This is a genomic window from Paenibacillus sp. FSL P4-0127 (assembly GCF_038007325.1).
Taxonomy (GTDB): Bacteria; Bacillota; Bacilli; order Paenibacillales; family Paenibacillaceae; genus Fontibacillus; species Fontibacillus macerans.
The window spans coordinates 1117845-1142006 of record NZ_JBBOWY010000001.1 but is presented as its reverse complement, the minus strand read 5'-3'; the positions used below and the strand labels follow the sequence as shown (position 1 = coordinate 1142006).

At 54.3% G+C, this 24162-nt stretch carries 24 protein-coding genes and 1 pseudogene; 7 read left to right on the top strand and 18 right to left on the bottom strand.

Features of this window, described 5'->3' with window-relative positions; translation table 11 throughout:
* Positions 1-4 precede the first annotated feature (4 nt).
* From NYE74_RS05110 to NYE74_RS05100, 3 genes and pseudogenes are all read right to left on the bottom strand, one after another.
* Positions 5-1149: pseudogene (locus NYE74_RS05110) on the bottom strand (Ger(x)C family spore germination protein).
* Entirely contained in the window at positions 1146-2735 is a 1590-nt protein-coding gene (locus NYE74_RS05105; RefSeq protein ID WP_341004602.1) for a spore germination protein, read from the bottom strand. Before NYE74_RS05105 ends, NYE74_RS05110 begins: the two are co-directional and overlap by 4 nt.
* 73 nt (positions 2736-2808) lie before the next feature.
* On the bottom strand, positions 2809-3345 hold the full coding sequence (locus NYE74_RS05100) for a hypothetical protein (RefSeq protein WP_036618794.1): 537 nt from the start codon (positions 3343-3345) through the stop codon (positions 2809-2811).
* A 104-nt stretch (positions 3346-3449) separates the two neighbouring features.
* Here NYE74_RS05100 and NYE74_RS05095 point away from each other — a divergent pair, with 104 nt between their 5' ends.
* The gene (locus tag NYE74_RS05095) at positions 3450-4364 is read left to right on the top strand and encodes a phosphatidate cytidylyltransferase (RefSeq protein WP_036618792.1); all 915 of its coding nucleotides are present in this window, start codon (positions 3450-3452) and stop codon (positions 4362-4364) included.
* Positions 4365-4374: 10 nt separating this feature from the next.
* Here the strand turns inward: NYE74_RS05095 and NYE74_RS05090 are convergent, their stop codons facing one another.
* The 5 genes from NYE74_RS05090 to NYE74_RS05070 all read right to left on the bottom strand — a co-directional run bounded on the left by NYE74_RS05090 (position 4375) and on the right by NYE74_RS05070 (position 8502).
* Positions 4375-6759, bottom strand: coding sequence for a GH36-type glycosyl hydrolase domain-containing protein (locus NYE74_RS05090; protein WP_213510554.1), 2385 nt, complete (start codon positions 6757-6759; stop codon positions 4375-4377).
* An 87-nt stretch (positions 6760-6846) separates the two neighbouring features.
* On the bottom strand, positions 6847-7368 hold the full coding sequence (locus NYE74_RS05085; RefSeq protein ID WP_036618787.1) for an Hsp20/alpha crystallin family protein: 522 nt from the start codon (positions 7366-7368) through the stop codon (positions 6847-6849).
* 19 nt (positions 7369-7387) lie between these two features.
* Positions 7388-7606: a double zinc ribbon domain-containing protein gene (locus NYE74_RS05080; protein WP_036618785.1), complete on the bottom strand. Its 219-nt coding sequence runs from the start codon at positions 7604-7606 to the stop codon at positions 7388-7390.
* Between the two features lie 11 nt (positions 7607-7617).
* Positions 7618-8055 (bottom strand): hypothetical protein, encoded by a 438-nt coding sequence (locus tag NYE74_RS05075; protein WP_124332349.1) that lies wholly within the window; start codon positions 8053-8055, stop codon positions 7618-7620.
* A gap of 198 nt (positions 8056-8253) precedes the next feature.
* Positions 8254-8502 (bottom strand): hypothetical protein, encoded by a 249-nt coding sequence (locus tag NYE74_RS05070; protein WP_051985189.1) that lies wholly within the window; start codon positions 8500-8502, stop codon positions 8254-8256.
* Positions 8503-8691: 189 nt separating this feature from the next.
* Here NYE74_RS05070 and NYE74_RS05065 point away from each other — a divergent pair, with 189 nt between their 5' ends.
* From NYE74_RS05065 to NYE74_RS05050, 4 genes are read left to right on the top strand one after another with little or no spacing between them, the layout of a single operon-like run.
* Positions 8692-9141: an Hsp20/alpha crystallin family protein gene (locus NYE74_RS05065; protein WP_051985188.1), complete on the top strand. Its 450-nt coding sequence runs from the start codon at positions 8692-8694 to the stop codon at positions 9139-9141.
* Positions 9142-9540: a hypothetical protein gene (locus NYE74_RS05060; protein ID WP_051985187.1), complete on the top strand. Its 399-nt coding sequence runs from the start codon at positions 9142-9144 to the stop codon at positions 9538-9540. It begins immediately after the preceding gene.
* An 11-nt stretch (positions 9541-9551) separates the two neighbouring features.
* A complete protein-coding gene (locus tag NYE74_RS05055) occupies positions 9552-9755 on the top strand; it encodes a hypothetical protein (RefSeq protein WP_036618781.1) in 204 nt (67 codons plus the stop codon).
* 2 nt (positions 9756-9757) lie between these two features.
* Positions 9758-10033: a hypothetical protein gene (locus NYE74_RS05050; protein WP_051985186.1), complete on the top strand. Its 276-nt coding sequence runs from the start codon at positions 9758-9760 to the stop codon at positions 10031-10033.
* Positions 10034-10128: 95 nt separating this feature from the next.
* On the opposite strand, the gene NYE74_RS05045 is transcribed toward NYE74_RS05050, so the two are convergent.
* Positions 10129-10248: a sporulation protein YjcZ gene (locus NYE74_RS05045; protein ID WP_082207619.1), complete on the bottom strand. Its 120-nt coding sequence runs from the start codon at positions 10246-10248 to the stop codon at positions 10129-10131.
* Positions 10249-10285: 37 nt separating this feature from the next.
* Positions 10286-10618: a hypothetical protein gene (locus NYE74_RS05040; protein WP_036618779.1), complete on the bottom strand. Its 333-nt coding sequence runs from the start codon at positions 10616-10618 to the stop codon at positions 10286-10288.
* Between the two features lie 155 nt (positions 10619-10773).
* On the opposite strand from NYE74_RS05040, the gene NYE74_RS05035 reads away from it, so the two are divergent.
* Complete coding sequence (locus NYE74_RS05035; RefSeq protein ID WP_124332348.1) at positions 10774-11496, top strand: class I SAM-dependent methyltransferase; 723 nt, start codon at positions 10774-10776, stop codon at positions 11494-11496.
* A 61-nt stretch (positions 11497-11557) separates the two neighbouring features.
* Here the strand turns inward: NYE74_RS05035 and NYE74_RS05030 are convergent, their stop codons facing one another.
* A complete protein-coding gene (locus NYE74_RS05030; protein ID WP_371861024.1) occupies positions 11558-13033 on the bottom strand; it encodes a protein adenylyltransferase SelO in 1476 nt (491 codons plus the stop codon).
* A 197-nt stretch (positions 13034-13230) separates the two neighbouring features.
* On the opposite strand from NYE74_RS05030, the gene NYE74_RS05025 reads away from it, so the two are divergent.
* Positions 13231-13968, top strand: a complete 738-nt coding sequence (locus tag NYE74_RS05025; protein WP_036618775.1) for a glycosyltransferase — start codon at positions 13231-13233, stop codon at positions 13966-13968.
* Positions 13969-15920: 1952 nt separating this feature from the next.
* Here the strand turns inward: NYE74_RS05025 and NYE74_RS05020 are convergent.
* The 7 genes from NYE74_RS05020 to NYE74_RS04990 form a co-directional block, all read right to left on the bottom strand.
* Positions 15921-17459, bottom strand: a complete 1539-nt coding sequence (locus NYE74_RS05020) for a right-handed parallel beta-helix repeat-containing protein (RefSeq protein ID WP_036618771.1) — start codon at positions 17457-17459, stop codon at positions 15921-15923.
* A gap of 51 nt (positions 17460-17510) precedes the next feature.
* Complete coding sequence (locus NYE74_RS05015) at positions 17511-18470, bottom strand: carbohydrate kinase family protein (protein ID WP_124332346.1); 960 nt, start codon at positions 18468-18470, stop codon at positions 17511-17513.
* On the bottom strand, positions 18470-19771 hold the full coding sequence (melA, locus tag NYE74_RS05010; RefSeq protein WP_036618768.1) for an alpha-galactosidase: 1302 nt from the start codon (positions 19769-19771) through the stop codon (positions 18470-18472). The genes NYE74_RS05015 and melA overlap by 1 nt, the downstream gene beginning before the upstream one ends.
* Before the next feature lie 18 nt (positions 19772-19789).
* Positions 19790-20614 carry a carbohydrate ABC transporter permease gene (locus NYE74_RS05005; protein ID WP_036618764.1) on the bottom strand — a complete coding sequence of 275 codons (825 nt, stop codon included), beginning with the start codon at positions 20612-20614 and terminating at the stop codon, positions 19790-19792.
* A gap of 18 nt (positions 20615-20632) precedes the next feature.
* Complete coding sequence (locus NYE74_RS05000; protein ID WP_036618761.1) at positions 20633-21568, bottom strand: carbohydrate ABC transporter permease; 936 nt, start codon at positions 21566-21568, stop codon at positions 20633-20635.
* A gap of 16 nt (positions 21569-21584) precedes the next feature.
* Positions 21585-22877 (bottom strand): ABC transporter substrate-binding protein, encoded by a 1293-nt coding sequence (locus tag NYE74_RS04995; RefSeq protein WP_341004600.1) that lies wholly within the window; start codon positions 22875-22877, stop codon positions 21585-21587.
* Positions 22878-23138: 261 nt separating this feature from the next.
* Positions 23139-23939: a DeoR/GlpR family DNA-binding transcription regulator gene (locus NYE74_RS04990; protein WP_036618755.1), complete on the bottom strand. Its 801-nt coding sequence runs from the start codon at positions 23937-23939 to the stop codon at positions 23139-23141.
* Positions 23940-24162: the final 223 nt, after the last annotated feature.

Sequence of the window (24162 nt, the reverse complement as noted above, 5' to 3'; positions counted from 1 at the left end):
CTATTCATTTTTGAATGTTGTCTTCTTGCAAATGCAACGACGGTCCCGTTACGCCTATTCGCCGGATCGTCAGATTCGCTTTGACGGAAACCTCGGCTTCCCGAAACTCCTTGTTCCAGTCGTTTTTTAAAGATCTCCAACGGGATAAATGTCTTCTGTGTACGGTTTCGCCAAACCCGAAAACATCCACCCCATATTCTTTTTGGACCTTGGTAATGGTTTGAAGCGTTCGCGAATCATGCCTTCCCCGATTAATGTGACCTGGAATTTTAGCTTGTCTCCTTGAAACATGGGCTGAATCTTGCTGCCTATCTTGTTCATCTCCAAACTGGCGTAGCCGTTAACTTGCGGCACGGTTGCCGTTACCACCAGCTTCCTTAGCTGCCCGTTAATCCACCGCAGCGCTCTGGCCTCATTCCCATTCAAGAACCCGAGCAATTTCAGATCTTTGTCAAAAATTCCGGTTCCCGCGATACGAAACCCTTTCGCATTGGAATGATCTTGCCGCCCTTCGCCTTCTTGATCGGCCGGATCGAAACCGACGGCAACCGACGGCAAAGCCGGGCAGCTTTCTTCACTGGCCGCGGAGATCATCAGGTTGATAAATCCCATTTCCTGCAGCGATCCGATCTGATCATATTCTTTTAAAGCACCGAGGCCGGGAATTTTCTCCAGCGGGTAGGATACTTTCAGAAAATCCTTGGCGCTGCCTCCCTTGACGATAAATACATCGGTCCGCAGCTTGAGGTTCGGGTCCCGGGTATACGTATCCAATACATCTTTGATGCCTTTTCTGGCCAGCGGTTCTCCGATCACGATGATCCGCCGGTGTCCGCGGAATACCAGCCGGGAAAGCTTCGTTTGCATTTGCTGCACCGCATCCAGCGTATCTCTTCCGGCGCCGGATACGACAAAATAGGGCTTTCCCGGCCCCCCTCCGCTTCCGCCTCCTTGTCCCTGCACACTGCTGATCTGGGACGGGATGATCACCTGCGCGCTAATCAGAATCCCCTTGTCCTTCGCTTCGTCGATTCCCCATGCGAGCTCAAGGGCAAGATCATTGACCTCCGAACTATCCCAACACCCCGTCGTTAAAAACAAAGGCAGAATAGCCGCCAAAATCAACCGTCCTCTTAGACTCCAGTTCATCTGTCTTCTCTCCCTCGTCTCGGACTCGGCTGCTGGCCTTCCGGCACTCGCTTTTTGTTTGCCCCGGAGCTGAGCAGGGGACGGCGAGACACGCTCCATCTGGGCGCGCGTATGAAGACATCCGCCAGGTTTCCGGGAATTTGCGGGGCAATCGGACTCATATAGGGTACTCCAAACGAACGAAGGCCGAGGAGATGGATGGCTATGATAAAAATGCCCGCTATGACGCCGTACAAACCCAGAACTCCCGCCAAAATCAAAATGGGAAAACGGAGCATCCGGTACGCCGTCCCGAGATTATATCGCGGGATGGCAAACGAAGAGATGCCCGTCGTGGCCACGATAATCACGACCGTGGCCGACACGATGCCGGCCTGTACGGCGGCTTGTCCAATGACAAGCGCCCCCACAATACTCACCGCCGAACCGATCGGCTTCGGCAGACGAATGCCCGCTTCGCGCAGACCTTCGAACATAACTTCCATCAATAGGGTCTCGATCACCGTGGGAAACGGGACGCCTTCCCTTGCGGCAGCAATGCTGATGAGTAAATTCGTAGGAATAAGCTGCTGATGAAATGTGGAAAGCGAAACGAACAAAGACGGAAGCAACAGGGAAATATTCAATAAGGAGTAGCGGATGAAGCGAATGAAGGTCGTATAAATGGATCGCTCGTAATAGTCCTCCACCGCTTGCAAACCGGACCAGAATGTCATCGGCACGATCAGCGCAAACGGAGTGTTGTCGACGAGAATGGCAACTTTGCCTTCAAGCAGGCTGGAACATACGACATCGGGCCGCTCCGTGTTTTGAATTTGCGGAAACGGGGACCAAGGCGTGTCTTCAATGAATTCTTCGATGTACCCCGATTCCAGTACCCCGTCAATTTCGATACGCCGGATTCGGCGGCGGACTTCCTCCAGCACCGAATTCGAGGCGACGCCTTCTATATAAGCAATGACAATATCGGTCCGGGTAAATTCACCGATGTTGAGCGATTCCATTTTGAGTTTATCGCTGCGGATTCGCTTGCGTATCAGACTGGTGTTGGTCCGCAACGTTTCCGTAAATCCATCCCGCGGTCCGCGAACGGACAGTTCGGCGGTCGGTTCTTCAATAGCCCGCTTTTCGGATCCTTCCAGACCGGCGAGCATAGCCTTGTTCTCTCCATCCATTAGAACGGCTATATTGGCCTTCAGAATACCATCAACGACCTCGCTAATCCGATGAACCACTTTTATCCGGGATATAGAGACAAGCTGTTCTTCTATAAGCTCCTCCAGCGGATCGGCGTTCTCCAATCCCCCCGGCACGCCTTCGAGCGTCATCAGTTTTAACACGACCTGCTCCAGCGCTTTCGCGTTTACCAGCCCATCGACATAAATCAGAAGCAAACGGGTTTGTCCATGGATCATAATCGAACGGAACACAATATCCGAACAATCGGCAAAAATTTGTTTGAACATCTGTTCATTGTCGGAGACGGCGGCAGCGAGTGCATCCGTTTGATCGTGGCCAGCCGATTCGCCGGCGTTCCCTATCGGATCCGCTTTTTTATAGAATTTAAGCAGCTTAAGAATATCCATCTTTCCGCTCCCTAACTCATGATGTGTATATTATTCCAGTTGGAAAGCGGATCATTCACAATATGGGCAGGCTTTAAGGCTCGTATTCGCTCAATTTTCCTTCGTAAATCAGTTTAAGCCGATCGCACTGCCGGAAATCGTCCGGCGTCACGAGCGCGGGCAGCTTGTTCCACAGCTTGATGCCGGAACGTTCAAGGATCTCCGCGACGAACTGCGAGCAGAAATAAGAGTTGCTGAACTCCACCGGCTCCTTGAGGACGATGCCGATCACCCCCAGCAGATTGTACAAATATTTGTTCCGCTTGCGGATAAACAGCCGCAGCACCCGCTCCATTTTTTCCACCTCGCGCCCGGTCACCCGAAGCTCGTAAAGAACGCACGTCGTATTCGGATATTTGCTGAACGTGCCCGTCTTGATGTCCTCCTTCACGAACCCGCCGTTCAGCGGGTTGTTCGGGTTCTTCCGGCCGAAGCTGTACAGCTCGGAAAGCTCGCGGTCGAAAGAAATCGAAGCATGATTATAAGGCGCTCCCGTGTACCCTTTAATCACCCTCGTAAACAGCGTCCCCGTATTCGTAAGCAGGATATAAACCGATCTTTCCCCGTCCATGTCCGAAAATTCCCCTTATCAAGTGTGAACTATTCCTTCATAATAACATAGTATCCCTCTCCAGGATTCAGGGATTCTACCACGCTGCAAGTTGGTGATAAAAAATGAACAGTTTGCAATTCACGCTGATGATTCTCTTTTTTGCCTTACTCGGGATCCACGCCGCATACCTCGTTACCGGACGCGTCCGCCCGGAACGGGACTACGCCGCGTTGGGGCTGCGCCTGCGGACCTGGTGGGGCATGTGGCTGATTTTATGCCTTGCCACCTTGTTTAACCGGGCCGCTTCTCTGCTGGCCCTGATGATCCTATGCTTCTTCGCGCTGAAAGAATATTTCTCCATGATCCGCTCGAACAAAGCCGAACGCCGCCTGTTCCTGTGGGCCTACCTCGCGATTCCCGTACAGTTCTACTGGATCTACATCGGCTGGTACGGCATGTTTATCGTTTTTATTCCGGTCTACGTTTTCCTGTTCCTGCCGGTTCCGCGCTTGATCAACAAAGGCACGGTCGGGTTTCTGCGCAGCGTCAGCCGGGTGCAGTGGGGGCTGATGCTGATGGTGTTCGGTCTCAGCCACCTCGCCTATTTCCAGGCCGCCTCGCCGGAATACGGGGCCGGACTGGTGCTGTTTCTCGTCTTGCTAACGCAGCTGAACGACATCGTGCAATACGCGGCCTCGTTTTATTTCGGCCGGCGCAAGGTCGTCCCCACCGCCAATCCGTATTTGACGTGGGAGGGCTTTGCGTGCGGGCTGCTGGCCACCACCGGGGTGGCGTGCCTGATCTCCCCTTATCTGACGCCGCTCGGCGCGGGGTTCGGGCTCTTCTCCGGCATGCTGATCGGCCTTAGCGGCTTCTTCGGAAGTTTGACGATTTCCGTACTGAAGCGGGACCTGCTCATCGGCGATGACGACAAGGCCCAAGCGCTTAAAAAAAGCTACTTGAGCCTCGTCGACAGCCTGACCTACACCTCGCCGGTGTTCCTTCACGTCATCCGTTATTTCTTCGATTTTATGTAAGCCCGCCGCTTTAGTTGACGGCCGGAAGCTTAACCAGCACGCGATATTCGGCGCCCGGCCGCACATTCCGCAGGATACCGTCCGCCATAGGCGCGCCGTCGGCATAAACCTCGGTCTCGCGGACGCCGGCATCGCGCGCCATCTCGACGCGGATCTTGGCCCCGCGGAAATTCCGGGTTACCTTGGCCCCGCTCCAATGGGACGGAAGCTGCGGCCGGATGCGGAGGCCTTCGGGGCATCCCTGCAGCCCGAACAGTCCGTCGATCAGGCAGCGGTAAACCCAAGGCGCCGTTCCGGTGTTGAACAGGTGGCTGGAACGCCCCGCCGTGCGCGGGAACTGCCGGTAGGCGCCGCGATAGTAGTTCGGAACGAACACCGGGAGCTGACCCCGCTGCACGATATCGTCCAAGTCCGGGCCGGGGATCATTTTGCGCAGCAGCCGGTAGGCATCGTCCTTCTCCCCTACGGAATACAGCCCGTAGATATAGAAGGCGGCCGCATGGTTGTACACCGCGCCGTTTTCGGCCGATCCCGGGTGCTTCTGGGTGACCCGGCCGACATCCTCGCGCATCGCGGTGTAGGAAGGGGCCAGCTTTTCTACGCCATAAGGCGTTTCCAGCTGTTCCCGAACGGCCCGCATCAGCTTCTCCCGCTTGTCCCGGTCGGCCGCCCCGCTTAACAGCGACCAGCCCTGCGGATTGATGAAGATGCGTCCTTCCCGGTCCGCGCTTACGCCGAACACGACGCCCGCATCCGTGATGCCGCGCGCATACCACTCGCCGTCCCATAAATATTCGTTGACGGTCTCGTTCGTCGCTCGGGCCGCCAAGCGGTATTCCTCGGCCATGCCTTCCCGTCCGCCCCGCGCGCATATCCCGGCCCAAACGTTAAACGCGTACGCGGTCGCGATGGTCAGCCAGCCGGATACGCCTTTTCCTTGATAGCCGACCATGTTCATCGGATCGCACCAGTCGCCCTGGTTAATATAGTTTAACCCGCGTTCATCGCGATCCCGGATCAGCCACTGCAGCGCCCGGTGCACATGCTCGAATACGGAACCGCTTTCCTCCCCGCCCGCATAAGGAACCTGTTCTTCCAGCAAGGAGTAGTCGTTCGTTTCATCCAGGTATGTGCTTAGACAGATCGGCAGCCAAACGCAGTGATCCGTGTGCGGAACCTGGTTGATATACTTCAGCTCGGCCTCGGGGTGCAGGATGATGCCGTCCGGCATCGCGCCGCTGGCCTTTTGCTGGCTTAAGGCCGTCAGGAAAGCCGCTCTGGCGGTTTGCGGTTTGATATAACTCATCCCCATATGGTCCTGCAAATAATTGCGCGTTTGGGGATCCGTCGTCAGGCGGTTGGTCTGCCCATGATAGTACATCTGCCGCGGGAGCCAGTGATTCACGAAGTTGTCCAGATGCGGGTCCGGGGTGGCGATCTCCAGGCAGCCTCCGCCTTCCCGGATGTAGCTTTTATACTCCCGTTCCGCCAGGACGAACCCGTCATCGCCGCAGGCATGTTTGCTTCCGAAATACTCGGCTTTGATTCCGGCGATTTGCTCCTCGTCCCGGGCCGGGCCGAATATAAACCGGTAGGCTTCCTCCTGCCCCGGCTCCAGCGCGATCCGGTACTGCAGCACGGCCACCGGCGTTTCGTACAAAGCGTCTCCCCGCGCGAGTTCCTCGCGGTCCAGCGCGGACGGCCGCATGATGCCGCCTTCGCCTTCGAAGGCTTCCTGGTTCACCTCCCAGGAATCGGCCGGACGGTCGGGGATCAGAAACGTTTTATCGCGAAAATGCTTGATTTTATCGTAGTCCTGATATTTCTGGTAAGGGGTGACGGAAGAGCATACGATCGACTGCAGCGCCTCGTTAAACTCCCCCGACTGGTTCATCCACGACATATAACCGACCGTAAAATAGGGATAAATGCTCAGCTTGCGCTTGGCCGGCGAGAGGTTTTTCACTCGGATGCGCCACAGCTCCAGCGGTTCTTCTTTCGGAAGGGTCAGGCTCATTTCAAGAGCGATGCCTGCAAATTCCACTTTCCAAACGATGCGGCTTTTGCCCACCGCAAAGGTGTATTGGTCGGCCGGCACGCGGACCGGCTCATAAGGCGCGGAGAAGATTTCCCCGGTCTCCTCGTCCTTCACGTACACGAAACGGCCGGGATGATGCGCGTAATAAGGCTGCTCCGGCTGCATGAACGTCTTCGCTTCCAGATTGGGCTCATGTGAATATTTCGCGGGCTCCGGCTGCATAAACTGGGCCACCGTGTAGCCGCGGCAATTCACATGAATCATCATGCTCTCATTCCACAAAAATCCCGATGCCTTCGGAAGCAATGTGGGACTGGCCAACTCGTAATACTCCTGATCCTCGGTCGCTTTTAACATCCTGGATTCTCTCCCCATTCAAACGCCTATGATTTTCCAAAAATAACTGCAGGTTTATTATACAACATAGGCTTGCAAAAATGGGCTTTAACTGAATTTGATGGAAATTTCCCGGTAAAATTCATCCCCCGTTTCCTTGGGCATTCTGATCTCAAAAACGCCGTCCTTATATACGCCCTTGCTGTCTTCCACCCTGACGCGCCTTGGCAGCGGATTCCGCTCCTCCTCGCCGTCCGGCAGCCGAACCTTCACTTCGCCCGCGCCGACCCAAACCGCGATATCCTGCGGGTCCACGTTCGCCGGCGCCCGAAAACGGGTAATCACCGATTGGTGGGTTTCGAAATTTTCAAACTGGACTTTTCCCGCCGCCCATCCCGATACCGAAGCCTGCGGAGTCATGCCTGCGAACGAATTCATCGAGTCCGGCAGCGTCTTTTTTAAAATGTCGCTGACATACTGGGATATGGACTGCGGATCGGGGGGCGCCATGTTGGAGCCGTTCAGGGCATTTTGGCCGGATAGGGATTTTTGAATGAGATCGTTGATAAAGCTCGCAAAGCTCTGTTGATTTAGAAACGGGAATTTGTCATCAAAAAAAGGCTTGTGCACGCCGCTCATCTCCTTTCCGTTAAATTAATCCTTGCTTTCGGAACGTGGTCTGGCATCCGCACTTCGCGCAAAAGGCCGCGTCCAAATCGTTCACATAGGAGCAGCCTTTATCGATCCGCCCCCCCTCGTCCGAGCAGCGGTTGATCAAAGGCGCGCCGCATATTTTGCAATATTTGTCCTTGCCGTTAGCTTCATAGAAACAGCGCACGCACGTTCGAGTTTCTTCTTCCTTGGCCATATGAACCTCCGTTACATGTTCTTGATGGGGGAGTCGACAATATCGCCGTCAAATACATACGATTTGCCGTCCCGCGTGATGTTGATTCCTTTGGATCCGCCTACTCCGGCATTGCGTTTGCTGTGCGAGCTCCAACCGGTCTGCTCGACTTCCCCCACCGCCACGGCGGCATTCGCCGCCATTCCGTTGACGTTAATATCCGCCAAGGAGATGCCCGTCCCGGCATGAACCCCTTCGGCCGGGCAGCCCCCATGATGAATCAAAAACTGATCGGCATCGTCGATCAGCGTATCGATCACGTCATTGTCGATGACGATGCCCACGCAGTGGGAAAGCTCCACACCGGACAAGCTGCCGAATCCGGCATTCGACTTGCTATGGGAGCTCCAGCCGTCCGCATGAATCACCGTGCCTATAAATACGCCGGAATTGGATTCTATGGAGTTCACCGACAATTTATCCAGTGAAATCACGGTTCCCAGCGGTGTTATTTTCAGAGAAATCCCTCCGTTCCTTCAGCTTAAATTGCATGTTCAAAAAGGCCGGTTCTTTCAGTGCCGAAGCTGATGCTTCCGATATGCGTTTTTTCAAAACGCTTTAGGTCGGATGAAGCCAGGCTCCGAGGAGCCAACTTTTTGAACAACCACTCATAGGGTTTGATTTTGGCCGGTGGGTCCCACGATATCATTGTCGACAATCGGCGCATCCACGACTTCGGGATCCACGATCGTGCTGACGAACATAATCGTGTTGTTTATGCCGAACTGAATCCCCTGTCCGATATTCAGCTTGGCGTGAGCCGACCATGTATTCTGCAGGACTTCCCCGATGGATATGGTGCTGTTGGTTTTCTGCCCCGCTACGTTGATCGCGTTGAAGACAATGGAAACGGCCACTCTAAATCACTCCTTTATTCATCCTATGCAGCCATGAACTGTCCCGATTCCCGGGATGAGCCATGGGCCTTCGTCCCAACGCCGGGCCAACTTAAGCGCGGGCCCCAACTCATAAAGTCGCCCCGGGAATAATAAGCTTTAAATAAGCGTCATCACCTGAAAGTCTTTGCCAAAAAAGGGGGATTGGCCATGGAGGTTGACCCTTCGAAGCGAATGCTCCGCAAATTGCGTTCGCATATGCACGAGACGGTTGGAGAGAATTTCTGGGAGGATATGTCCGGCTTGATCCCGCCGCTGTTCCCCCGGATGGATATGTATCGTCAAGACGGTCGATTTATCGCCGTCATCGAGCTTCCCGGCGCCGCTTCACCCGACAAGATCAAAATATCGACGAACGGAAAAACCTTGAAAATCACCGGGGTCATTCCGTACGATTACCCCGTTCATGAAGACCGGTTATTGCGATCGGAACGTTCCCTCGGCAGCTTTAACCGGACGGTCTCCCTGCCGGTCGAGGTCGAGCCGGACAGTGCAGAGGCCGTGTTCGAAAGCGGTCTGTTGACCGCCATATTTCGCTGCAAGCCGGACATTCCCGAACAGGACGTTCCGATTTTGCCCAAGAAGGAGGAACAAACGTAAATGGGCTTCCTCTTCCGACGCAAGGCCGCCGGCAAGCCGCCTCCCCCGCAGGACCTGCTGGCGCGCCTGGAGAAGATGGAGGCCCGATTGAAGGAGCTGCCCCAGGCCAAAACCGAGTACCATATCCGGATCGACCAGGTCCATATCCATCATCCGGCGCTGGATCAGCTTACGTTTAAATTGGATAGCCTGGATATCGACGAACTCAGCGGTTCCCTGAATCTCGGGAACAACTTTGGGACCGGGGGGCATCAGCCCAAGAAGCCGGACGCGAAGCAGCCCGGCGAGTTCCCGAGTCAGGGCGGGCCGCAGGAAACGGATGAGAAGGGGGCCATCCCGCCGCAAAGTCCCGGTTCCGGGTTCAAGCAGACGCCTAAAGGGTTTTCATTCAGGAAATAAGGAGGTCTATAATGAAGCTGCATATTGTCGGAGAGATTCAAGTGGACCGGATTCAACGTACTTCGGGCGTTTTTGCCGGAGACAACCGGCAGTCGGGATGGAGTTCAGCGGCGGTGGACAATCAGGCCGCGGCCGCCGCGCAAGGCCAGGGAAACCGGATTCAGGGGCTTCGCTCGGTGCTGGTCGGCCAGCATGTTCCCGGGAAGAAGGTGTGAGCATGGAGCTGGTGCTTGCGCCCAATTTCGTCATTGGCCACATTCGGGTGGGGACCGTCGAAGGCTCCTCCTGCATCAATATCGGCAACAACCTGCCGAGCGGATTTACAAGCCACAAGAAACAAAACCAGGGACTTTCCGTCTCCGGAGATCATAATGAATTAAAGGACATCGAATCGCTGCTGGACAACGCAGGCAGCGCCGAACTGCTGGGAAGCGTGTTCGGCGAGGACACGGCGGCGCGGATCTACCCGAAGCATCGCCGTAATGCCGTCTGACCGAACGCTCGCGAAAAAACGCATCCAAGAGCAAAAAGAAAAAGAGCCGCATTTCGTTATGTCGAAATCGGCTCTTTGCTCCTTATGGATCGGCATTAGATCCAAGTGCGGAGAACGATTACCAGGAGGATAAACAGCACGAGAATCACACCCGTAGAAGTCCACAATCCGAAGCCTGCACAGGATCCGCCGAATGCAGCATTAGGGTAACCCATGTTTTTTTCACCTCCTTTTCAGAAATACATCTCAGCCTCAAATCCAGAAGAACGGCCACAGGAACAACAGCGCCAGGAGCGCCCAGGGAAGCCAAAAACCGCCGAAGCCGCCAAAGCCGCCAAAGGGGCCGAACCCGAAAGCCTTCGTTTTTGCCTTGGATTTTAAATTGGAAACTTGTTTTCTGACTTTTGGGGACTGCTTGGAAAGAACCGAAGCGCCTCCGGGTACAACCCCATCAAATTGAATGCCTTCCGGGCCAACGGCGCTTATCGTTCCAACATAACAGTTTCCGTCACGAAGGACCGCACAGACCGGTCTTCCAATATAGGGTCTGCAACCAGCTTCGGTAATAGGGTAGATCTGCTGCATGCATCTCTGCCTCCCTTCTCGGTGCTTTCGGTTCATCCTATGCTTTGCCTACGCGGGTGGATTGGGTCATTCGTCCATATACAGCCAACTAATCAGCGTCCGCCTATCATTTTTGATTGCCTGGGGCATATGCTACCCTAGAAAGGGCTGATGGAATGAACTATCATGAGATGATCGCGGCGATGGGTGAAGGAGCGGCTCATCCGGGAGGATATAAAGGGACACTCGCTTTTCTTGACGGGGTCGACATTCCCCCGGGGCTGCGCGTATTGGAGGTTGGGTGCGGCACCGGCAGAACGGCCTGTTTGCTGGCCCAAAAAGGGGCTAAAGTTACGGCTATGGACCGGAGCTCCACCATGGTGGGGAAGGCCAAAAAACGGGCCGAGATGCAGGGGATTGACATTGATGTGGTTCAAGGGGATGTTTGCTCCATTCCGTTTGAAGCGGACACCTTCGATGTCGTGTTTGCGGAGTCGGTTACGATTTTTACGGATCCTGCGGCAGCATTTCGGGAGTATTGCCGCGTGCTTCGAACCGGGGGACGGTTATGGGACCGGGAGCTCTATGAAGCGGCGCCTCACCCGGAGCTGTATCCGGAAATGTTCAAGCTGTACGGCAATCCCCAGCTTCCGGAGCTGGACGCATGGATCGGGCTGATGCGTTCGGCCGGATTCCGCAACGTTCGGCCGTGGAAACCCGATGCGGCTTCCCTGATTCCTGCGGATTCGGACGGGGAATTCCTTTACGACCCGTACCAGCTTTTTGATTTGGAAACGCTGCAGGACCCGGACACGCTAGGTTTCTTTGCACAAAATCACGCTTTTTTGCTGGAATTTCACGAGCATCTTTCGTTTTGCGTTTTTATGGGGGAAAAATGACTTCAGTTTGCGCGAAAAAGGGACCGGAGCCCAACCGATCCCTTTTTTCGTCCGAATTTCATTATGTCCCGCAGAAAGTCCGGTACGGGCAGGCCGTGGGGGCGGGCGGCGCGGCGTATTCGGCCTGCTCCGGAGCGTGCGCGAACGGGTTGGCGAGCGCCCCCAGGAACCGTTCCATCACGCTGTAGTCTCCGCGTTCCGCCGCGGCCTCCAGCGCTTCCTCCACCCGGTGGTTGCGGGGAATGAGCGCGGGGTTGCTGCGACGCATCAGCTCATGGGAGGCCTCCCTGGTCTCCTGCTGCCTGCCGAGCCTTTCCTGCCACCGCTCCCGCCACCGCGCAAATTCCGGCGCGCCGAACAAAGCGGAATCGTCCGGCCGGTCAAAGGTAAGCGCCAGAAAAGCATTGGTGTAGTCCGCCCGGTGCTCATGCATCAGTCCGAGCAAATCCTTGATCATGACTTCGTCCTGCGCTTCTTCGCCGAACAGCCCCAGCTTGGCGCGCATTCCCGCAAGCCAGCGGGATTGGAACAGGCCGGTATACCGAGACAGCTCCCCCTCCGCCAGCTTCACAGCCTCGTCCTCGTTGTCGCTCAGAAGCGGCAGCAGGCTTTCCGCCAACCTCGTCAAATTCCAGAGCCCGATGTAAGGCTGGTTGCCGTAAGCGTACCGGCCGCCCGTATCGATGGAGCTGAACACCGTCGCCGGGTCGTACACATCCATGAACGCGCAGGGGCCGTAATCGATCGTTTCCCCGCTGACAGCCATGTTATCGGTATTCATGACGCCGTGAATAAAGCCGATCAGCTGCCAGCGGGCGATCAGGGACGCCTGGGCTCCGATTACCGCTTGAAGCAGCGCCAAATAGGGGTTCTTCGCCTCGAGCGCTTGGGGATAATGGCGTTTTATCGCATAGTCCGCCAAAGCGCGCAGCTCCTCCTCGTTGCCGAAGTTTGCGGCGTATTGGAACGTGCCGACCCGAATATGGCTGGCGGCGATCCGGGTCATCACCGCTCCCGGCAGCTCCGTTTCGCGGTACACGGGCTCCCCGGTCGTCACCACCGCCAGGCAGCGGGTGGTCGGAATCCCCAGGGCGTGCATCGCTTCGCTGATAATGTATTCGCGCAGCATCGGGCCCAGCGCGGCCCGGCCATCCCCGCCCCGGGAATAAGGCGTTCGGCCGGAGCCTTTCAGCTGGACGTCCCAGCGCCCCCCGGAAGGCGCGATCTGCTCGCCGACCAGCAAAGCCCGGCCGTCCCCAAGCATCGTGAAGTGACCGAATTGATGTCCGGCATACGCCTGCGCCAGGGGGAAGGTCCCTTCGGGCACCCGGTTTCCGGCAAACACCGCCACGTTTTCCTCGCTTTGCAGCGCCGCAGCGTTTAGCCCCAATTCCCCGGCCAGCGGCTCGTTTAAAACGGCCAGCTTCGGCGAACGGACAGGATTCAGGCCAACCCGCGAATAAAAGACGTCCGGCAATTCGGCATAGCTGTTATCAAGGTTCCATCCTGTGGTAGGAACGGTTATTTTCGTCATCATAAGTATCTCCCTGCTCTAAACGATGGTTTGATCTATTATACACAATTTTGGGCGCACGCCATTCATCCGTCCCTAGGGGCATTCGGACCGTTGTCCCCCGCGATGTGGATATGCCGTTACCGTTATATGCCTCGTACATATTGTAAGAGTGAGATATGGACTTGATGAATGAAATTACGGATAAGGGGAGTGATGAAATGGGAACCGGCCATAAAAAATCGATCTACCCGCAGGGAATTTCCATTATCACCTGCACGAACCGACGAAGCTCTATCAAAAACCTGTTCAACAACTTTGCCAGGCAGCTCCATCCCAAAAAAGAGCTGATCATCGTCGTAAATAACGATAAAATTCCGCTTGAACCTTATTTAAACATGGCAAGGCGATATCGAAACGTTTACGTCTACCGCTTGCCGGGGCGTTTCTCGCTCGGCGCTTGTTTAAACCATGCCGTCAAGAAAGCGAAGTACCGCTACATTGCCAAGTTCGACGATGACGACTACTATGCTCCTTATTATTTGACCGCCAGTTTGCGGGTCTTTCGAAGAACCGGCGCCGACGTCATCGGAAAGCGGGCGCATTATATGTATTTACGCGGATCGAAGACGCTGATCCTTCGTTTTCCGCAGGATGAAAACCGGCCCGTCACCGAAATTCCCGGCGCTACCCTTGTTTTTAAGCGGCAGGTATTAAGCCGGGTTCAGTTCCCCAATCAAAGCGTGGGGGAAGACGATCTTTTTTGCCTGCGCTGCAAAAGGAAAGGATACAAAGTTTATTCCGGAGAAAAAACGAATTTTGTTGCGATCCGCCGTAAAAATTCCTCCAACCATACGTGGATTATCAGCGATAAAGAGCTGCTCGCCCATCATAAAAAGATCCCGAACGTGAAAAATTACAAAAAATTTGTACAAAGTAAACCGAAGGGGGAGCGATAATGGCACATCTTCCTTCTTCATCCTGGACCAATAGTCGAAAAATAAGGACAAAAAACGGCGTTATTTATAGGATATTTGTCCATTTAGAAAAAATAGAGGAACTTTATGTCGCTATTTTCCTTAATCGCTTGGAAATTCCCGCGTTTGGGACCATTCCTAGTTAAATAAGGACAAAAAATACCGCTAATGGTGATGAACCTGCCTGGCTCCGGATAATAAGCACATAAAGTTCCGCTATTTTGTCTTTCAAAACCCGAAAAGCACAAGGAGCCTTTCCTTGAAACATCGTTCAAGAGGGCTCCCTGTGTTTTGGATATGACTCTTACATATTATGCAACTCTTTAATCTCTCCGCCTTTCAGTTCCACAAATACTTGGGCAGCGGCAGTATTCTGGCCAAACCAATCGGCGGAAACCTCGGCATCATATAAAGTCCAGTTTTCGGTATTCATTTCGCCACAGCAACGGCTGACATGAGCTGCTCAGCTCTTTCGACGCGGCCGGGCCGCCTCCTCCATCTTCCGGTTCAGGAGCTAATTTCGTAAGAAAGGATTCCCGGTTGGAATGATAGTTGCCTTCATCCAAGATGGTTAAATCTACGGGATCGTTAATGTAGCCCGAATCTTTGTAAAAAAGCCGTCTGCTTTCATCCGAAAAAACAGGGATAATGGCGGCCGGATCCAAGGTGTCCAAAGTCCAAACCGGATTCGAGGATTCGTTCTAAAAGCCGTCGTTTCTTTAAACCCTGCGGAATTTAACCGCTCATTGGTCCAGTAACGATACATTTGTAAACTCGTACGGAGCAACCACGGTATTTCCCCAAGTATCCAGATTGCTTCCCTCTAGGGAGATGTAGGGAAAATACGGGACAGGCTCGTTAGCGACTTCTGCATCCAGCGCTCTAAAACATGCCGTGGCCACACTAGCAAGATCTCCATTATTCTCCAAGCAGCCCGATAACAGGATAAACGCGACGACTGCTAAAGGTATAAACAACTTTTTCACAATAACACCTTCGAGCAATCCATTGCTTTTGGCGGTGACTTTGGATCCATATATTTGGGCCTGTTTCCGTCCATATAGTATGGAACCTTCCCCTCGAATTGTTTAGCTAACTCCAGTACCTGCTCCCTTGCAGCTTCAATCCCTTTTACGGCAGCTTGAAGTGATTTACTTGTTTCCGAAGGCAGAGGCTGACTGGACAGAGCACCCGTTTTGTCCGGTACTTCCAAAATAGACAATAGCATGATTGCGACACCGGGATTTTTATCGACTACAGGACCGTAGGTAAAAAAACTCTATCTTTATAATACTTTCCTTCTAACGGTATATTTGTACCGCTAAACACATATACGCTATTTACCTTGTGATTGATATGTCCCAGGCCATTGTAATACTCGGCAAAAGTCATCATTTTAGCAATATCCAATATCCTTGGAAGAACCGTCAATCCCGACACTATCTCAAGTTTATAGCGGGACATTTGTCTCATAGCAGCAGATAACTTTTTTGAATGAGGTACATGGATTAACATAAGAAAAACGTCTATCGACGTACTCCCTAAGAAGCCAGACCGCGCTAAATAGTAGCAAAATGTACAGTTACTTATCCGGAGATCCTGCCACAGTGCTTGATTAAGTGTAAAACCTGCAATTACTCCACAATCTTTCGAAAAAAAGGCAAAAAGACGAGGATATAGTTGTACGAAATGCAATTAAACGAATGATTAGACAAATGGATATAAAGTTAGTTGTATGATTTGCAATTAATGGTCAGAGTAGGGCCGGTCAAGCACACTTTTACCCGCCATCCGACCAGGGGAAATAAATAATCAGCGGTTAAGACGATTTTGGTACTGCGAAAGTTGAGTTATAAATTAAAAACTAAAAAACAAAAGCCCTCTTGAGGCAGAGGGCTTTTGAGGTAACCAAAGTAGCTGTGCTAAAATAAACTTTATTCATCGGCGCCGATATTCACGGCGCTGCCTTTCACGCGGGGCTCCCCGTCAATATCCTCGGTTCCGATGATGGCGGTGTCCGTGTTCCCGGCATCGATCGCCGGAGACGATGACTGCAGATGGAAGTCGCCGTTCGCGGCGTTCACGAATTTGGGATCGGCAAACAGCGAATGCGCATCATTGCCGGTTCCCTTTTGATACGAGGAGAATCCCGTATATTCTTTATTTTTCCAGGTCCAAGTCGCTTCCGAGCTGCCGCCCGGAGCAAAATACAAATTGTAATCCACAACGTTGCCGGTGTTTTTGGTGTATTCATTGTAGATCAAAACATCCGTGGAGTTGGCCACGAAAATATTGTTTTTGATTACGTTGTTTTGCGTATCGTACTGCACAAGAAGCTGGCCGTTATAACCGTTTAAAGTGTCGTTTTTGTACACTGTGTTGTTGACGATCTTGCAGTTTACGGTAGAGCCGCGCTCTTCGTCGTAACCGCCCATGGCGATGCCGGTCAGCCGGTTGTTATAGATCACGTTGCTGCGCACCGTAATATTGCTGGTGGATTTGCCGGCATGTTCGGAGGCGATTTCGAGGCCGATGTCGTTGCTGTAGCTGTAGTTCTGCTCGATAATGCTGTCCTTGCCGCCATCCACATAAATGCCGCCGGCCGAGTTGTCGTCTTTCCCGTAGGACGGGTTATTTTTAACGGAATTGTTGTACACCCGGTTGCCTTTCACGAGCCCGTTCCGCGCCTGATCGTAAGCGGTCTTCGGGGCGGTTCCCTCAAAGCCGATCAGATCGATCCCGATGTTGTCATTGTCGTGAACGAGGTTGCCGGTCACCGCAAAGCCGTCTACGTTGCCGTTTAAAACGAGCGCTTCGCTGGAGCCCAGCACGAGATTGTACAGCTCATTGCCGCTGATCGTCAGGTCGTGTATCGAATCGGGAGCTTTCGTGCCATAAACCGCGATGCCGTGGGCGTCCCGGCCCAGCCGGCCGCTGCCGCTTGGGGTGGCCGTGTTTTTGATGTCATGGACTTTGTTGTTGGACAGATTAATGAAGCCGCCTGCGCCATGGACATAAATACCTATAGGTACCGCGTTCTTGGATGCCGTGGTAAACCCGCGGACTTCAAACCCCTGAACAGTAACGTAATTGACATCCTCCAGCTCGATCAGCCCTTCGCTGCCGTTGACCGAAAGTCCGGTGCCGTCAATGACGGGGGTCTCGTTGCCATAGTTGGTGAACACAATGGGACCCTGAGAAGCGGAGCCGGAGCGGGTAATCTTCAGTTTTTGATTGTACACGCCGCCCCGGACGTAAACCGTGCTGCCCGCGGGGGCCACATCGGCCGCATGCTGCAGCGTCTTCCACGGTGCGTTGCTTGTTCCCGCGTTGGAGTCGCTGCCGCTCGTCGCCACATAGAATTCCGTGCCGGCCGCGGAGGCGGAAGGGGACTGCGCATTTCCGGCCGCCAAACCAAGTCCTAAAGCCAACCCCAGACTCAAACTCGCCAGTAAAATTTTCCGGAATTTCATTATGATTCCTCATCTCCCTTTGTTTGGTATAGTCATTATACCATAAATTCACTACGCCTGTCCTGCTTGCAAACGGAGGACGGCCTCCACCGTGGGCAGGCTCCCGGTGCCGCCAAGGCCTAGCGTCGACAGCGCCCCGCAGGCATTGGCGAATCGCAGCAGCTCCTCACCGCGGCGGCCGAGCAGATATCCGTAAATGATTCCCGCGTTGAAGCAATCGCCCGCACCCGTTGTATCCACCGGGGTCACCGCGTACGGCCCGGCCGAGATCACGCTTCCGTCAGGCCGGCGCAGCGACGCGCCTCTGGAGCCCTGCTTGACCGCCACCATCCCCGCCACCGGAGGAAGCTCGGACTCAAGCACACTGGCGACCCGGTCGGCCGGGAAAATATGCAACAGTTCATCCTCGCTCGGAATGAACAGATCCGTTTCCGCCAGCAGCGCGCCGATGCCGTCGCGATCCCACCGGTTAGCCACATCCCAGCCCGTATCAAAGGACGTGCTGGTCCCGTCCGCGCGCAGCCGTGCAAAAAGCTCCAGCCAATGCGCTCTCATGCCGTCCTGCAAATAATAGGAGCCGAAATGCAGATGACGGGCCTGCCGCAGCAGCGTGTCCGGGATATGCTCCGGGGTCAGCAGCGGGATGCTGCCGGCGTAGGTTAGCAGCCCGCGGTCGGCGGGCGTAGAGAAGGAAAGCGTCACGCCCGTCTTCACGCCCGGCAGCCGGGTTACATGCTCGGTGTTAACGCCCATCCGCCGCAGTTCGCCCGTGCAGAAGGCGCCGAAGTCGTCGTCCCCCACCACGCTGACGAACCTCACGTCCGCCCCCAGGCTGGCCAGCGCGCAGGCCGTGATCGCCGAGGAGGAACCAAGCACGACCTCGAACCCGTCGACCATCTTCTCCCGGTTCCATTCCGGCATGACATCCCCGCCGGACACAATGATGTCCACGTTCAGCTCGCCGGCGACAACAACAACGGGCTTTGTCTCCTGAGCCCCTTGGGAGCGCATCATTTCAATACCGGAACAAAGCCTTGTTCCGCCTCATACAGCTCTTCGAACATGCGGCCGATTTCGTCCAGGGAGCAAACGGCCGCGGTCAGCGGGTCCACCATCAGCGCGTGGCGGGCCATGTCCTTGTCGCTCCGGAGCACGGCTTCCACCGCCAGGTCAAAAAAGGCCATGTTCGAGCGGCACAATGCGGCCAGATGCTCCGGCAGTCTCCCGAAACGCGTAGGCTGCACGCCCCTGCGGTCGACCAGGCAGGCCACCTCGACCACGCCGTCCGCCGGCAGATTTTCGATCAGCCCCCGGTTCGGAACGTTGCCGTAAATGACCTTCGGCTCGTTATTCAATACGGCTTCGATAATCACCGCCGCGTATTCATTGCTCGACCGCATTTCGAGCGGCAGCGTGCCTTCGAGCTGCTGAACGATCTCTTCATCGTTCTCTTTGCGCCAGATCGGCCAATTATCGGCATAGAAACCCGTGGCCCCGTTATAGCCGGCATTGCAGTGCAAATCGATAAGCGACTGGCGCTTTCGATAGTAAGGTATATACTCCGAGAAATGGCCGCTCGATTCCGAGACGAAAGCGCCCAAATATTTCATCGCGTCAAAGCGGACCGGATCCTGCCGCAGCAGCTCGGGGTCCTTGATTTTTTCCAGCAGCACGGGATACAGGTCTTTCCCGGCATGGGTCAGCTCCACGAACCAGGACATGTGGTTGATCCCCCCGGCTCTCCAATGCATTTCTTCGTAAGGAACCCCGGCATATTCCGCCAGCTGTGCGGACGTGTTCTGGATGGAGTGGCAGAGGCCGACCACCGGCAAATCCGTGATGCGGGAAGTCAGCAGCGTAACTGCGGACATCGGATTGGTATAGTTCAAAATTATGCCGTCCGGACACAGCTCTTCGACGTCCCGGACAATCTCGATCCAACTGGGAAGCGTGCGCAGCGTTTTAAACAGCCCCCCTGGTCCCAACGTATCGCCAATGCATTGATTAACCCCGTATTTCAGCGGAATTTCATATTCGTAGCGAACCGTCTCCAGCCCGCCGACCTCAATCTGGTTGATCACAAATTGCGAGCCGCCGATGACCTCCCTGCGGTCCGTAGAGGCGATCACCTCCCACCGTTTCCCCGTCATTTCCACGATTTTGAGCACCAGCCTGCGCGCCAGCTCCAGCCGCCGCTCGTCGATATCGACCAGGGCGATCGTGCCGCCCTCCAAACCTTGGATCAACAGGATATCCATGGCGATGTCCCGGGTAAACGCGCTGCCTGCGCCGATAATTGAAATTTTCGTCATATCTCTTCTCCTCGCTCCTTATTTCATGCCTGTCATGGTCAGGCCTTTTATGAATTGCTTCTGGAAAATCAGGAACACAATAATAACCGGCAATGTAATCAGAACCGCCGCGGACATGACGACGTTGTAATTAACCATATGCGTTCCGTTAAAATAGACCAACGCGAGCGGAACGGTCATTTTGCTCTCATCATTCAAGACAATCAGCGGCCACAGGTAGTTGTTCCAGGAGTTCATGAACGTGAATATCCCCAGGGCCGACAGCATCGGCAGGATCAGCGGCGAAACGATGCGGAGCATCAGCCTGAACTCGCCGGCGCCGTCCATTCTGGCCGCTTCCAGCAGCTCCTGCGGAATCTCCTCTATGAATTGCTTGGCCAGAAACACCCCGTAGGAGCTGACCAGATTGGGCAGAACGATCGCCATCAGATGGTTGACGAGCCCCAGCTCTGCCGTAATGAGATAAGTCGGGATCATAATCACCTGGAACGGAATCATCATCGTCGCCAGGATCAAGATGAACAACAGTCTCTTTCCCTTAAATCGATGTTTGGCAAAAATATATCCGGCCAGGGAACTGGTGAACAAGGTCATGACCGTAATGATGACGGAGGTCGCCAAGCTGTTGAACAGCCAGGTGACAAACGGCGCGTCGCGGAACACCGTCCGGTATCCCTCCAGGCTGGGCTGCCGGGGAAACAACCCGCCGGTGCCCGAGACGATCTCCATATTGCTTTTCAGCGAAGACAGCACCATCCAGGCGTAAGGCAGCAGCATGATACAGGCTGCAATGGCCAAGACAGCGATAAGAACCCCGTCCCAATACTTGCGTTTATACGGCATAGGCTTCTTTTCCCCCTCTCAATGCTCCCACTGGGTGCGTCCCCATCTCAGCTGCAGCAAGGTCACGAGCAAAATGATCATAAGAAACACGGTCGCCATCGCCGAAGCGTACCCCATATTCGAATTGGCAAACGCCTGATCGTAAATGTGCAGCGCCAGCACCCGCGTCTCGTTGAACGGCTCCCCCTTCGTCATGATCTGGAACTGGGGGAAGGCCTGGAAATAGGAAACGACCGTGGTCACGGAGACGAACAGCAGCGTTCTGCGCAGCAGCGGCAGCGTGATGTGGAAAAAGATATGCCGCCTGCCCGCGCCCTCCAGAATCGCCGCTTCATAGTACATGTCGGGAATGGAATCCAGCCCGGCGATGAAAAGAACGATATTATAGCCGATATCGGCCCACAAGGTCATCATAATGACGGAATAAAGCGCATAATGCGGATCGCTGAGCCACTGGATCGGGGCCATATGCAGCTTGGCCAGCAGGATGTTGAACAAGCCGTTGTTGTAATTGAACATCGTGCTCCATACGATGGCCGTTCCCGCCAGCGGGGCGATCGTCGGAAGAAAAAACACGGTGCGGAACAAACTTTTGAGCCAGGGGATTCTGACCCGCTGAATGGCCGAGGCGATCAACAGCGTGATGACAATATTGATCAGCACGGTGATCGTTACGAATTTGAACGTGACCCATAGCGACTTCAGAAAAACGGCGTCCCGGGCCATGCGGATATAGTTGTCCGCCCCCACGAACAGCGCCTTGGAGCTAAGCGGGTCATACTTAAAAACGGACAAGCCCAGGCTCCAGGCGATAGGAAGAAACGCAAACACCCCAAACAGGAGCAGGACCGGCACCAATGAAATGAGGATGAACCTCCGCTTGGCTCTGTATCCCGCCGCTTTTCCCGCCGATTTTAGCTTACCCGTCTTGTCGGTCGGTACAACAACACTCATGCCCGAACACCCCTATTCACTTATGTTGATCCTGATTATCGTTGATGGCCTGTTCGATTTTCGCCAATCCGTCCTCCACGCTCAGGCTTCCGCCGGCCATCAGCTGAAAATGGTCGTTGACCTGCTTGAAGAAGTAATCGCGGTCCGCTACGGGGCCGATCCATTGGCCAAGCGACAAAATTTCCAGCGAGGTTTTCATATACGGATTGTTTTTCAGGAATTCGGGGTCTTCGGCGATTTCTTTTTTGGCCGGAACGGTGAAGGTGTCCGTATTCCACTCCTCAAGGTTGTCCTTCTCCGTGATGAAGCGGATAAACTCAAGCGCGGCCTCCGGCTGCTTGCTTTCCTTCGCCACCGCAAGGCCCCAGCCGGATTCGGCGGCAAAGGCGGGCGGGTTCTCCGTAAAGGACGGTACGGGCACATATTCAAAATCGCTGACCTTATAGTTGTTCAATCCGGCGGATATCGTCCAAGGGCCGCGATAGGTCATAGCCGAGTTCCCGCGGAAAAAATAATCGGAGGTATCCAGCTCCCCTCCAAACGTGGTCAAATCGGCGACCTTGTCGTCGGCCACGAGCGAGACCAAAGCGGACATCGCCTTTTGCGCCTCAGGAGTGTGGAAGTTCACATGCCCGTCCTTTCCCCAGAAACCGGCGCCCTGCTGCAGAATCAGCGACAGAAAAGTAAACGTGATATTGTCCGACGATACAAAGTCGAAACCCTTTACTTTAATGACATTGCCTTCGCGGACGGTCAGCTTTTTGGCGTAAGCGACCAGTTCCGCCCAGGTGGAAGGCGGCTGGTCGAAGCCCTGTTCCTTCAGCATTTGCGGGTGGATCAGCATGCCGCCGTTTTCAATGTTGTATTCAAGCGGCAGACCATACAGCTTGCCATCGCGCAAATACCCGCCGAGGGGTGCGTCATAGTACGCTTTTTGTACAGTTTCGCTATCGGGGATTTCAACGAGCAGACCGTTCTTGGAATATCCGGGAACCCAAGTGCCGAACAGCTCGGCGATATCGGGCGGTGTGTTCGCAGAAAATGAAGCTTTCAGCTTTTGGTTGTACACGTCATAAGGAAAAGTCTGATATTCGATCGTCACATCGGGGTGCAAGGTTTGATACTTCGAGATCTGTTTTTTGTATGCGTTTACAATTGCATCTTCCTGATGGCTCCAAAAGACCAGTTTCACCTTGCCTTCCGTGCCTGAGGATGTATCGCCGCCGGAAGCGGAGGGGCCTGCACAGCCCGCTGCGGCGAATACAACGCAAACCGCCGCAATGATCAGCATAAACTTCGAAAACCGCATTCGCATATCCCCCTTATCTCCTGCAAATTAGCCAGCATTTGAAGGGGAGGTTGCTTGAGAATTGGGGCGCCTTTAAGTGAGAGTTCAAAAAGTCGGCTTTTCAGCACCGAGAAGGTTGGATGAAGCTAGGGACGTCAGGAGCGGAGCGTACGTTTTGGGTACGTGAGCACCGGAAGGCCCGGCTGAATTCAAGATTCGACGTCGAGACCACTTCCTGACCTGCTGCTTCGTGATCAAAAGATGACTTTTTGAACAACCTCTTTAAATAGGAGCAGTGTGGTCTAAGGGTGTATATACGGCAATCTGCTGCTCCCGGCACGCTTGCTCAAACCATCCCTCCGGCTGCTTATTCGTGATTACCCCCGTCACCTGATTCAGGGGAGTAATGGTAAACAAAGCGCTCTTCTCCAGCTTGCTTTGATCGAATACAGCATACACTTCGCTGGAACGTTCCATCATCAGTTGGGCAATCCGGGCTTCAAGCTCGGAATGCATCGTAAAGCCATGATTCAGCGATACGCCGTCCACCCCGAGGAACATTTTGGTAATGTTGATTTTATCGATCACATTCTCCGCCAGCGGACCGCTGAGCTCGTAGCTTTTGGCCCGCATTACGCCGCCGATCACCACAACCTGAATGCCTTCGGCGTCGGCCAGGTCGAAAGCGATGTTCACCGCATTGGTGACAATCGTAATATTGCGGTGTTTTTTCAACGCTTTGGCAATAAAAAACGTCGTCGTTCCCCCGGTCAGGCAGATAATGTCTCCCTCCTGAACGAGGGCGGCCGCGGCTTCGGCAATCCGCTCCTTATCCTGCCGTTTGAAATCGCGTTTGGCGGCAAAAGGCAGCTCCGCCGCCGACGGTGTCAGCGCCCCTTCGTAAATGGCTCCGCCGCTCGTGCGGATAATCCCGCCCGCTTTCTCCAGCACGTCCAAATCGCGTCTTGCGGTCGCTTCCGAGCAGCCGACGGCTTCAATAATTTCCTGCAGCGATATTTTTCCGTGCGCCTTAATCAGTTCCAGCGTTTTCGCTCTGCGCAGCTCACCCTTTGAATATTGCATAGCTCTCTCCTTTAAATGCGAGTTCAAAAAGTCAGGTTTTCAGCACCGAAGCCTATGCTTCCGATGTACGTTTTTTCAAAACGCTTTAGGTCGAAAGAAGCTTAGGGACTGAGCAGCGGAGCATAGGAAGATCCTACGTGAGCAACTGAAACGTTTCCGTAGGAAACATGCTTCGGAAGCATCCGCCCCACCCGGCTGAATTCAAGATTCGATGTCTAGTAAG